Origin of the sequence: Psychrobacillus lasiicapitis (assembly GCF_006861795.1) — a bacterium.
Lineage (GTDB): Bacteria > Bacillota > Bacilli > Bacillales_A > Planococcaceae > Psychrobacillus > Psychrobacillus lasiicapitis.
Map to the genome: position 1 here is coordinate 133,482 of NZ_VDGH01000010.1, position 12,025 is coordinate 145,506.

Genomic DNA, 12,025 nt, shown 5'->3' on the forward strand with positions numbered 1-12,025 from the left:
AGCATCCATGTATATGGGTGCTATTTTTATAGGGTGTTCGGTGGTGTGAGAAGTAGGCTAATTAACTAATGATTAGCCTACTTCTCGTTTTTGGAAAGGTAAAGCAATAGTTGCTCATTTAAATCCTAATTTTTGCATAACGTTTTTGGCAAAGGAGCGGCTGACGGGTACTTTTGAACCGTCTTTCAAAAATAAATTATAGGCACGGTTAAACCAAGGTTCCATAGCAGAAACATGCTTTACATTGACGATGTACCCACGATGCACTTGTAAAAAGTCTTCCCCAAGTTTTTCTATCAATTGATACAGTAACAAATCCGATTCATATTGGTGATGAGCGGTTTTAATAAAAGTTTGGCGGTTTTCGGTTCCGATATAGTAAATTTCATCTGCCTGGACAATAATCATTCTGTCTCCGTCTTTTGCCGGAATTGTTTTTGTTCCTTGCGGCTGTGTATGTTGTTGCTTTTGTCGATCACTATGGAGCTGAGCATGTGTTAGTAATTTGTCTACGGTTTTACGCAGTCTTTTTTCATCGATTGGTTTGACAATATAATCAACGGCATCGAGATTGAACGCTTCAAGCGCATATTCATCGTAAGCTGTTGCGAATACAATCATTGGCTGCTTTTTCATATGTATAAATTGTTTCGCCAGTTCCAGTCCATTTCCTTTGGCAAGCTCGATGTCTAAAAACACAACATCCGGTTGAAGATCATTAATATCCCACAGCGCCTCATGCATCGTTTCAGAATCACCGATGATTTGTATATCGCCTGTTTCGGTTAATAAATACTTTAATTCTTCTCGTGCAAATTGTTCGTCTTCTACGATAAAAGCTTGTAGCATATCCATCTATCTCCTATTAAAAATGTATCGGTAATGTGATAAAAATTGTTGTTCCTTGTCCCTGTTTACTTTCCATTTGAAAAGTGGCGTCTTGGCTAAATAGTGCAGTTAAGCGCTCTTTAATATTGAATAGCGCAGATCCGCTGCCGTTTTTCGTGGAATTGACAACTCGTTGACCTAAATCAGCGAGCTTTTCCGGCGGCACGCCAATTCCGTTATCGGTAACGGTTAAATACAGTGTCGCTTCTTTTTGTTTAATATCAATGCGGATTTTTCCAATTCCACCTAAGTCTTTTAATTCTCCATGGGTAATAGCATTTTCCACAAGCGGTTGGAGTAGGAAAGGTGGTATGAGCGCGTTGTTTAGATGTGAATCCATTTCAATTGTAAGCTCAAATTTACCCGGAAACCGAGCGTTTTCTAGAGCGAAATACGCATGGACATTTTCCAACTCTTTTTCTACACGAACAAGACGATCTGTAAGTCCCCTTAAGTTGTTCCTTAAAAAGGTCGATAAATGTAGCAGCAATTGACGAGCAAGCAACGGATCCATGCGGCATAGTGCAACAATTGTATTTAAAGCGTTGAACAAAAAGTGCGGGTGAATCTGGGCGTGAAGCGCTTTTACTTCCGCATCCTGCAGCAAGTGATTATAACGTTCCACCTCACCTAACTCCAATTGACTGGAAAATAAATTACTGAGCCCTTCTGCCATTTCCCGATCTACCGATGTGACTTGAAAAGGATGATTAAAATAAAATGTGATAGTCCCAATCGTTTTATCTTTCACAACTAGCGGAAAAACAATAAACTCATAGTCTGAGGAGTGAGCGCTTTCCATCTTCCCAGTTTTAAACACGAGCTTTCTATATTTTATTTCCGATTTGCTGCTAGGTCCTCCCGTATGTGCAAGTTCCCTAATGCCACGTGTGATTGCCACATCGTTAACGTTTGTTAACTGTTGGATTATCTTGGTAGCCTTTTTCGCAGAAGATGCGTTTAATCCTTGGCGAAAAAGGGACAGCGTCTGATTTGCAATCGAGAGTGCAGTTGCCGTTTGGCTGGCACGTGTATGTTCCTCATCCTGAATAACGCTATTAAAAACAATCGCACAAATCCAAATTCCGATACTATTAATGACGATAATAGGTATGCCAGTATAACTGATCAAATGAAAAGCGGTACTGTGCTGGGAAGCAATCAATGGAATAAGCAGAATTTGAATGATCAGGATCAAAAGTCCACTTAAAAACATTGGCAAAGGGCGGATTAAGCCAAACACTCGCAATTTCCTTCCAAACAGCCCTGCCAATCCGCCACCAATAAGGGAAGCAATGAAAGTAGCATCGCCAATAAACCCGCCCATAATCAAACGATGTCCCCCTGCAATCAAAGCCGATCCAAGTCCAACTACTGGACCGCCGACCAATCCACCTATGATAATGCCGATATTGCGTGTATCGGCAATAGCATTGTCCATTTGAAGATTAGGATTCCACAAGTTCGAAATCATATGTGCTTCCGGATTAACGACTATGGCTGTATAATTTCCGATTACACCAAATAAACCAAAGAGCAGAATCATGACAACGCTGTCTTTCATATTTAAATCTCGGTAAATCATCTGCCTAAAGATGTGCAGACGTGTAATGAGGAAAGCAATCGTGATGATTAGTGTCATTCTGGATAGCATTTGTGCTAGTAAATCCCACATGTCGGAATCCTCATTTCTTTTCTATTTATAAATTTTCTTTCATCCCCAAGTATATCTTTCTGTGAACACGTTGTATTAACTCATCGTAAAAAAGAAGACTCTTGAAGAAGCAAGTCCTATTTATCTCATCTTTTAAGTACTTACCTATTATATAATAAGACTTTGCCACTTGGCCTTCATGTTGGTTTATGGTGAATCGTATCAATAGTAAGTTACCATTAAAATAATATAGAATCTTATCTTTATAAAATAAACAAATTCTTGCAAGGAATAATGAAATAAAGATTATTACTGTTTATAAATTTGAATGTAATCTCTAGTTGTATTTACTATTCCTCCATTAAATTCGATCCACTTTTCTTTTTCCCGCTCTACAGCTCTATTTTGCCATTCAAACCAAATTAATGAGCATTCACTACAATGACTCTCGACACCACTATTATTTTTCATATCTCTGCGTATAAATAAGGTCCTTTTCTGACAGCAGTAACAATAAATTATTTTATCATCAATTTTTTTTATAATCATTATGATTTATCCCTCCAATATACAATATTAATTGTCTATTTCTTGGAAATTTATTCTTTATTAAATAAATTCTTCTTTTAATAAAGTAGAAACGGTGGGTAGACATAGTAGAAGAGAAGGAAGTGGAGGAATAAGTGAAGATGGACAGGTGATGATTTGAATTGCATAAATATATATTTCAGATTTAAAGAGAGTCTTTCATGTAAGCATAGGAGGACAAGAGCCTTGTATCGATCGGGGAATGATTATTATGAGGCAGATTCTAGGGAGTTTGATATATGGTTATACTTAAGTGGATTATGAAAGAATGAGGAGCTATAAAGAAATTCATGGTGGGGATGGAAATGATAAAAGATCGAGGCGAAAAGGAAGGGATCTATAAAATAATAGAGCCCTTTCAATTTCGTGAAGGGTGTTCCTTGAATTAACCTAGAACATCTCCTAACCTCGTATTCTCTGCTTCCTCATCCACTGCGTTGCAACCCATTTCTCACCTTTGACAACTGGTGTACCAGCATGCAAAGTCAATTCATTTAAAGTTTGATCATTATAGAAATACTCGAAATAAACTGCCATGCCTTTTTTAGGAGATACGGAAAAATTTAGTTTAGGGAAAAGAGTTTCTCCGCCTTCTTCTACATCATTTAAGTACATAACAAGTGTACTAATTCTATTGTTGCTTGCTATTTTACTAGTAGATGAAAAGAAATCGTAATGAGCTTTATACTCTTGGCCAGGCGTGTACTGAAGGATTTGAAGGCCTTCCCCGTGTTCAATCGGTATATTCATAATAGAGGAGATTCTTTTTTCAACTCTCGCAACTATTTCGTTTTCACTTTCTTCAATAAACATGCTGCTGCTTGTTCTTAGTTCATTTACTTCGCGTGTTGCTCCAATTTTTGACCGTTTCATTTTGTCCTTAGACAATTTGATTAGTTCCTCGCACTCTTCATCACTTAACACATTACCTAACATCACGATCAATGGTTCTTCTAATCTAGTGATTATATCAATCTCTCTATCTGTCATTATTTTATTCCCAACGTGATCAAATATAGTTTGCTCTCTGTTCTCCGTTTTCATCTTTAATGCTCCTCTTCGCCTATTAAATTTTTAAAACAACTACATTTTGGGTAATGATTATACGTGCAAACGGCCTTTTTACTTTAAAAGGGTATTTTCTCGTACTTAATTCTGGAATTAATTGCTTTTTATTCTATCATGACGTTTTTATATTTCGCAACTTTGTGAAAAATTTAGCAAGCGGATTCTCTTTTTAAAAAAGAAAGGGATAAGGTAATATAAAAAAAGAAATTACACAATGTTAGAATAAGATAAACGTTAATTTGAAGGGGGAGTAAGAGGAGTGGTTATTAAAAATCTTAAAACCAATGAATACTCTGAACTAGAAGGAGAAGCCTATTTAGAATTATTTAATCAAACTATTAAAGTATATATAGATCAAGATTCTGATATCGAATATGCAGAACTATGTATAACTGACTTAAACAATTTAAATGAAGAACTAATAGTTTCACTGTGTGAAGCATCAATCAGATACTGTAATGAATTTCTAGATGATATTGGCGAAGAGATGATTAAGTTTTCTAAGCCGAAAGATGTTTTAGCTCATATTACACTAAACACAATATGTATTCCGAATCCTAAAAATAAAGCTGAAGCTGTCATTGATTTAGAATTAAATTGCACATGGGAAGAGGAACATGGGATGGAATGGATCATACGAAATGGAGAAGTTAGGTATGTGGGTCCTTATAATGGAATTAATCCATATGGAAATTGCGATATAGGAGAAGATTGGAATTATGTAGAGGTGAATAATGTATGAAAAGCGAAGAGCTGTTTAAAGTAGAACAAGAAGAATGGATACCGGAGATTTCATTAAAAAACAATTTTCAATTAGCAGATATCGGTTTGGTAGCTGGAGTTGATATTGCATATTGGTCGGAAGGGGAAGCAGATTTTGGGGTTTGTTGTATTGTAGTAATCGATTATATTTCCAAACAAATCATAGAAGAAGTAGAATACTATGGACAAATAGATGTGCCGTATATTCCAGGATATTTAGCTTTTCGAGAACTTCCGTTAGTTAAAGAAGCAGTAAAAAAATTGCAAAGCAAACCGGATCTTTATATGTTTGATGGAAATGGATATCTGCATTTCAGAAAGATGGGGATTGCCACACACGCTTCGTTTTATTTAAATAAACCTACGATTGGCGTTGCAAAAAGTTATTTGAAAATAAAAGATACAGATTTTGACATGCCTAATAATGAAGTAGGAAGTTTTACATATATTAAAGTCGATGGAGAAATATATGGAGCAGCATTACGCACAAGAAAAGATGTAAAGCCAATTTTCATATCATGTGGTAACTGGATAGATTTAGAGACTTCTATAATAATAACCCTGCATTTTGTAGAAAATAATAGTCGACTACCAATTACAACACGCTACGCGGATTTAGCTACTCATGAGAGTAGAAAGAAATATTCTTAGTAGATTCAATACTACCACCTATAAACAGTAGCACAAATAAATAGAAGGGCTTAAAAAATGAAAAAAACAAATGAATATATTTTTGGAGCATTCCTTGTTTTGTTTGAAATTTCTACGAACGGACTTTCTAGTTTAAATACGTCTACTGTACATTCATTTCATGGCGATCACCAACTATAAATCTCCTATCGCTGCTTTATTTTGGTCAGTCACGATGATTGGTTTCGGCCAAATTTATAATGGTCAATAATTTGTTATGGGAATGAATTTAGGAGTTTACTACCATGACTGCTTTTTAAATGGAAATCACTTTTTTTCATTTTTATCTAGTTCGATATTTAACGGATTATGTTGGGGGATTTTCTTTGGTTTTGCTGGTCACTTGGCGGAGAAGTATATAAAGTCAAAAAGAAAAAAATTTAAAGAATAAGTTACATCTAATAAACTTTTCCTAACTCTTAATTTTTCTTCTACCATATAGCAGAAGTTTCTAATGTGGTAATATTAGAAATTATAATAAAAAATGATGGAATAGAAATATAGAAAGAGTAAAGACACGACCTACCGTCAGTTAGAAGGAATTTTAATCCGATCTGATAATTTGCATTATTCCGCATGCAAAAGAACTGTATTCTATATGTCTTTCTGATATAATATACTGTTTAACGAAAGGAGTGGTTAGGGTTGTTCAAAAAAATAAGTAAGGTAGTTCTGATAACTGTTTTTGCGTTGGGTATTATAAGCTTTAGTAACATACAAGTAGATGCATCCACCAACAAAGTTATGTGGGGTAAAACAGAATTAAAACAAGGACAAATTGGTAAGGTAACCATTCTAGCAGATACGAATTTAGTGAAAATAGGTTCAAATGGATCACTCAATAAAGTACGTACTTTGAAAAAGGGCGAAGAATATAGAGTTTATACGTATAAGGGAACAAATGGGGGTTTATATGGTTTAGGAGCAAGTAGCTACGTACAAAAAGGATCTCAAGTGAAATATGAAACTCCATCTAAAAGCAAGCTTGCATTGCTTAATAAAGAAGTAATTGGTGGGCTTACTCCGAAGGCTGGGATGAAGCTTGTTTATTCCCCTAGCTTTACTGAGAATACACAAAAAGAATTTACTACCAATACTTCATATGATTCTGTCAATGATATAACTAAAGCTTCTTTAATTTATAAAGGTAATCCCATAGATGGTTTTACTTATATTGAATTAAAAGATCGTCTAGCGTTTGGTGTAAGTCATACAGATTGGATATTATTCGACATTGCTTATCCATTGATTGAAGGTAAACAAACGAAAGAATATTATACAACAGGTGCTGACAGTGAAAGTTTCTATAATATAAATGTAGAAAGTACAACGAGCACAGTTAAAGTAAAAGCCGGAACATTCCAAAACGTGGTAGTTGTTTGTAGTAAGAATGGGGATACGTATTACCTAGCACCAGGTATCGGTATTATCAAGCTTGTCGATAAAAACGGTACACTTAAAGCAGAATTATTATCTTTCAAATAAAGCAAAAACCAGACTACAAGCGATAAGCTAAGTCTGGTTTTCTTTTATGAATTTATAGCTTTTGGTATTTTTTATTCCTCTCCTGCAGTTGTTAATGTTTTACAGCTTCAATGCTTCTCGCTCCACTTTTTCCATAAATTCTTGGACCACTTTATTATTACTTTTTTCGCTTCCCAATTTAAGCATCGCTCGTCCTACAAAATTCACTCCTTTATTTTGCCCCTCGTAGATGAATTTTGTATGATGATCGTCCATTTTGTTTAATGTAAAACTAAAAGTAATTTCAAAAGCTTTTCCTAATACAAAGCTAACTTTTTTGTGCTTTTTCTCAGGTAAGTCTTCATAAGCTAATGTTTTCACAATATAAGTCTCTACTCGTTTCCCTTCCCGATAGCTTTGCCTATGCTTTGCTCCTACCTCATTTTCTTGCTTTTCGATGAGCACGTGCTCTTCTACTTTGTCCATAATTTTATGTATGTTTTTATCCTTAAATAAGCTCCATACTTTTTCAATATTAGCTTCTATAATTGTCTCTTCTTTCCATTTGATCATTCTTCGTTCTCCTTTCCTGACTCTAGAAATTCATCTAGCTCTTTTAATTTAGTTGTTAGATCATTTATTTGAAGTGTTATGGCATTTCTTTTTTGTTGCAGTAGCTTCTCTAGATTAGCAAACGATTCATCTTCCATTACTGAAATCATTTCTTGTATCGTAAATCCAAAGCCTTTCAGTTTCACTAAAAGGACAGCGAGAAAATAGCTACCATCATCGTAGTAGCGGTATTTGTTAACTGGATCAATGTAAGCTGGTTCCAGTAATTTTACTTCTCCATAGTATCGTAAGGTTTCCTTGCTTAGCCCTGTTAGCTCCGCAAATTCACTAATTTTATACATTCTGTGCCTCCCGTTTTTATTATAAACTGTGGGGTGCACAACAGAGTCAATCCATTTTGACTAAATATATCATGAGAAGTTTAAAAACAGCTATCTATGTTAGAGCACTAAAAGGTAGCCACCATGTGAAAAATATGGTTGAAGAAAAAACTCAGAATAGTCTAGTAGACAGGGGTGCTAAAGTAATTTTCATGCTATGCTTGCTTTTTAACATAACAAAATATTAATAAAAGGAGAAAATGATATTATGAAAAACATACTAAAAATCATTGCTGCCACAATGATGCTAATCTCATTGATTTATGCTTCCGGTGGATCAGCAAGTGCTACTTCAATTTCAAACGTTATGTGGGGTAATATGGAACTGAAAAGAGGTCAAATTGGGCGAGTTACAATCTTAAAAGAAACTTTTTTAATGCATATAGGTAAAGATCCTTCGGTTGATGGAGGGGCAGTTCGTGCATTGAAACCAGGGGAAGTGTATCGAGTCTACTCAACTAAAACACCAGATGGGTATGTACCCATGTATGCGGTAGGTGGTGAGTATTACATTATACAAAATAGTACTTTAAATGGTGTACATGTAAAATACGAAACACCGTCCAAAGCAAAACTCGCTTTACTTAACAAGAAATAGTCACCATTAGGTGGCTATTATATTGCGTCTCTAATGATACAAATATGTAAATCAACAATAAGAGGTGATGCTCATGAAATGTGGAGCGAAGTGTTTCACAGTTCAAGCAGAGATTAATGACAAGTTGCAAACGATACCAGTGACAGCAAGGACCTCTGTTCAAGCACGGAAAGTAGTGCGCCTGGAGTATGGAGAGCAACTGAAGATTATTTCGGTGAAAGGTGCAACTACTAGATAAGAAAAGTTACCTTGGTTCCTATTATTCAACCAAGTGATATGAAGTAAAATTACATACTAATGTTACTTGATGCTGCAAAAAAATCACCGAGTGTAGTTAAATGATATTTTTATAGATTTGTACAAAAAGGATGAGTATGATGCCGGTTAATTCTTTTGAAGACTACCCGATGAGCTGGAAGCCATCGATCGATAAAACTAAAAAGCCGATTTATCAAGCACTTGCTGACCAATTGGAGCAGGATATTTTAAACGGAGATTTACTACCTGGAACAAAACTTCCACCGCAGCGAGAACTGGCCGATTATTTGGATTTAAATTTGAGTACCATTTCAAAAGCATTTAAAGAGTGTGTGTTAAAGGGCTTGTTAAGTACATCTGTTGGAAGTGGCACCTTTGTATCGTATGATGCGTTATCGAATGCTTATTTACTTGAAGATGCGAAGCCGGAGCATCTAATTGAAATGGGGGCAACACTACCAGATAATGCATCTTTTGAGCCACTTTTTCTTCAACTGAAAAGTATGCTACAAGAGACCGATTACCAAAAATGGTTTAGTTATGGCCGGGCAGGCGAAAGCCTTTGGCAAAAGGATGCGGCTATAAAGCTAATTCGAAGGGGAGGATTTGAAACTACAGTTGATAACATTTTATTTGCGAATGGGGGACAAAATGCAATGGCTGCCACATTGGCTAGTCTTTGTCAGCCAGGAGATCGTATTGGTGTTGATCAACATACTTACCCGGGATTGAAAACAGCTGCCGCGATGCTTAGTGTGAAAATAGTACCGATAAAATCAGAGAACAATGAAATGAGTCCAGTTGCCTTTGAATATGCATGTAAAAATGAGCATATTAAAGGGGTTTACCTAATACCAGATTATCATAATCCGACAGCGAGCTGTATGTCTGTAGAAAATCGAAAAGAGATTGCAGTAATTGCCAAAAAGTATAATCAGTTCATCATTGAAGATGCGACGTACCATCTCCATAACAAAAAACCACTTCCGGCAATCGCATCTTTTGCACCGGAACGAGTCATACATATTGCGAGCTTATCCAAATCAATTGCGCCAGGGCTACGATTAGCCTATGTAGCGGTGCCGAGTCAATTTAAGGAGTTAATTTCAAAGGCACTTTATAATTTAAATATTTCTGTTTCCCCTTTATTAGCAGAATTAGCAGCACGTATTATCGTATCGAATCAGTTTGAAGTCTTAATTGAGAGACATCGGGAAGAAACGATTCGCAGAAACCAAGTTGTCAATCGATATTTGAAAGACTATACATGTTTAGGTCATGAAGCAGGCATCTTTCGATGGTTGTTATTACCAGGCAACATTACTGGGGGTGAATTTGAAAAGTTAGCCGCCGAGCGCGGGGTACAAGTATATGCGGCTGAACGTTTTGTAGTGGGAAATAGTTGTCCGGAAAGAGCAGTAAGGGTTGCGGTTTGTGCACCAGAATCACTCGATGAGCTTGAGCAAGGATTGTCTATACTAAAATGTTTACTAAATGATCTTATCTAATGTTGTGTTGCTTTTTAATAGAAAGGCATTTTCAAATACATTTAAAACAAAATTTATAAACTGTTGCTTTGATAAGGAGAAGTATAATCGGAATTTTATGATAATATTGTTCGCCATACAATTATGATGTTGTATGGCTTTTTTGTGCATGTTATCATAATTCAAATCGAGTTGGTGTCTCAATAAAATAAATTTTCCGAAAAGTTTATCATTTCGTGTTGCATAAAGATAAATTTAAAGCATTTGACGCCATATAAGATTGATTGCAAGTAGACATAAATTCTACAGGATAACAAAAGCAACTATATAACAAAAAGGAATGTTTAAGAATGGAAAATAAATTTGCTAAGCGAACTCAGTTAATAAAATCATCTGAGACTCGCGAAATATTGAAAGTAACAGAAAGACCCGAAGTAATCTCTTTTGCGGGAGGTTTGCCAGCCCCAGAGTTGTTTCCTGTAGAAGCAATTAAGGACGTATGCAATGCAGTATTGAATGAAGAAGGAGCGGCCTCTCTTCAATATAGTACTACTGAGGGATATATTCCTTTAAGAAAAGCTATTGGTGGGATGATGAAAGATATTGGCATCAATTCCACGATTGATAATGTACTTATCACATCAGGATCCCAGCAAGCAATAGACCTTACAGGAAGATTATTCATCGACGAGGGAGATACTATTATTTGTGAAAGCCCGACCTATCTTGCAGCGATTAACGTATTTAAGTCATACAATGCCAAATTCGTAGAAGTGGATATGGATGATGAGGGAATGGTGATGGAAGAATTAGAGAAAAAACTGCAAGAGCATCCTACCACAAAATTTATTTATACCATTCCAGATTTCCAAAACCCTACAGGTCGCACATTAAAACTGGAAAGACGAAAAAGAATGATTGAGCTTGCTAATCAATATGATGTACTGATTATAGAAGACAATCCATACGGGGCTATAAGATTTGCTGGAGAGGAACTTCCACCTGTGAAACACTTTGACACGGAAAGTAGAGTGATCTATTTAAGCACTTTTTCTAAAACCTTTGCTCCCGGACTTCGACTCGGGTGGATCTGTGCGGATGAATCTTTTATTGAAAAGTATGTTGCTCTAAAACAAATAGCTGATTTACATACAGACAGCTTTGCTCAAAGAATTGCAGCTAGGTATTTGGAACTCTTCCATATCGAAGAACATATTCATAACATCAAAGTTGTTTATAAAGAAAGATGTGCAATTATGCTCTCTTGTATCGAAGAATTTTTTCCAGAAAATATTTCTTATAGTAAGCCAGAAGGCGGATTATTTATTTGGGTCGAGCTACCTCCGGGTCTGGATGCAGCACATATATTTTCAGAGTGCTTAAGAAATAATGTTGCTTGTGTCCCTGGGACTCCTTTTTTCCCAAACGGTACAGAAAAAAATACATTACGTTTAAATTACTCCAATATGTCTAAAGAGAAAATTAGGGAAGGAATTAAACGTATGGGAGAAGTATTGCATCATGAATTAGAAAAAGAAACATCCCTTCTTGATTCCAAGCTGACTGTCTGACCTAATAATAACGTTAAGGCTAAATACGAAGTGGCACTATAAAA

Annotated in this window: 14 protein-coding genes; 8 read left to right on the plus strand and 6 right to left on the minus strand. The window is 35.8% G+C overall.

Translation table 11 applies throughout. The annotated features are described in order from the left end of the window. Window positions 1–114: 114 nt before the first annotated feature. The 4 genes from FG382_RS16870 to FG382_RS16885 form a co-directional block, all read right to left on the minus strand. The gene (locus FG382_RS16870; protein ID WP_170206564.1) at window positions 115–849 is read right to left on the minus strand and encodes a LytR/AlgR family response regulator transcription factor; all 735 of its coding nucleotides are present in this window, start codon (window positions 847–849) and stop codon (window positions 115–117) included. A 16-nt stretch (window positions 850–865) separates the two neighbouring features. After that, window positions 866–2,563, minus strand: coding sequence for a LytS/YhcK type 5TM receptor domain-containing protein (locus tag FG382_RS16875; RefSeq protein WP_142540056.1), 1,698 nt, complete (start codon window positions 2,561–2,563; stop codon window positions 866–868). Window positions 2,564–2,851: 288 nt separating this feature from the next. Then, the gene (locus FG382_RS16880; RefSeq protein ID WP_244950546.1) at window positions 2,852–3,013 is read right to left on the minus strand and encodes a hypothetical protein; all 162 of its coding nucleotides are present in this window, start codon (window positions 3,011–3,013) and stop codon (window positions 2,852–2,854) included. Between the two features lie 519 nt (window positions 3,014–3,532). Continuing rightward, entirely contained in the window at window positions 3,533–4,174 is a 642-nt protein-coding gene (locus FG382_RS16885) for a 2OG-Fe(II) oxygenase (protein WP_142540057.1), read from the minus strand. A 283-nt stretch (window positions 4,175–4,457) separates the two neighbouring features. Here FG382_RS16885 and FG382_RS16890 point away from each other — a divergent pair, with 283 nt between their 5' ends. The 4 genes from FG382_RS16890 to FG382_RS16900 all read left to right on the plus strand — a co-directional run bounded on the left by FG382_RS16890 (window position 4,458) and on the right by FG382_RS16900 (window position 7,135). Next, entirely contained in the window at window positions 4,458–4,940 is a 483-nt protein-coding gene (locus FG382_RS16890) for a DUF6985 domain-containing protein (protein WP_142540058.1), read from the plus strand. Further along, window positions 4,937–5,611: an endonuclease V gene (locus tag FG382_RS16895; RefSeq protein WP_142540059.1), complete on the plus strand. Its 675-nt coding sequence runs from the start codon at window positions 4,937–4,939 to the stop codon at window positions 5,609–5,611. Before FG382_RS16890 ends, FG382_RS16895 begins: the two co-directional genes overlap by 4 nt. 57 nt (window positions 5,612–5,668) lie before the next feature. Beyond that, entirely contained in the window at window positions 5,669–5,791 is a 123-nt protein-coding gene (locus FG382_RS23385) for a hypothetical protein (protein ID WP_268238278.1), read from the plus strand. 504 nt (window positions 5,792–6,295) lie between these two features. Beyond that, window positions 6,296–7,135: a hypothetical protein gene (locus tag FG382_RS16900; protein WP_142540060.1), complete on the plus strand. Its 840-nt coding sequence runs from the start codon at window positions 6,296–6,298 to the stop codon at window positions 7,133–7,135. A gap of 99 nt (window positions 7,136–7,234) precedes the next feature. Here FG382_RS16900 and FG382_RS16905 read toward each other — a convergent pair whose 3' ends face one another. Together FG382_RS16905 and FG382_RS16910 are read right to left on the minus strand one after the other, a co-directional pair. Beyond that, the gene (locus FG382_RS16905; RefSeq protein WP_142540061.1) at window positions 7,235–7,687 is read right to left on the minus strand and encodes an SRPBCC family protein; all 453 of its coding nucleotides are present in this window, start codon (window positions 7,685–7,687) and stop codon (window positions 7,235–7,237) included. Continuing rightward, the gene (locus FG382_RS16910) at window positions 7,684–8,028 is read right to left on the minus strand and encodes a MerR family transcriptional regulator (RefSeq protein ID WP_142540062.1); all 345 of its coding nucleotides are present in this window, start codon (window positions 8,026–8,028) and stop codon (window positions 7,684–7,686) included. Before FG382_RS16910 ends, FG382_RS16905 begins: the two co-directional genes overlap by 4 nt. A 247-nt stretch (window positions 8,029–8,275) precedes the next feature. On the opposite strand from FG382_RS16910, the gene FG382_RS16915 reads away from it, so the two are divergent. The 4 genes from FG382_RS16915 (at window position 8,276) to FG382_RS16925 (ending at window position 11,981) form a co-directional block, all read left to right on the plus strand. Then, entirely contained in the window at window positions 8,276–8,665 is a 390-nt protein-coding gene (locus FG382_RS16915; RefSeq protein WP_142540063.1) for a hypothetical protein, read from the plus strand. A 73-nt stretch (window positions 8,666–8,738) separates the two neighbouring features. Then, a complete protein-coding gene (locus FG382_RS22750; protein WP_170206565.1) occupies window positions 8,739–8,903 on the plus strand; it encodes a hypothetical protein in 165 nt (54 codons plus the stop codon). A gap of 139 nt (window positions 8,904–9,042) precedes the next feature. Further along, complete coding sequence (locus FG382_RS16920; RefSeq protein ID WP_142540064.1) at window positions 9,043–10,431, plus strand: aminotransferase-like domain-containing protein; 1,389 nt, start codon at window positions 9,043–9,045, stop codon at window positions 10,429–10,431. Between the two features lie 329 nt (window positions 10,432–10,760). Further along, window positions 10,761–11,981, plus strand: coding sequence for an aminotransferase-like domain-containing protein (locus FG382_RS16925; protein WP_142540065.1), 1,221 nt, complete (start codon window positions 10,761–10,763; stop codon window positions 11,979–11,981). Window positions 11,982–12,025 lie beyond the last annotated feature (44 nt).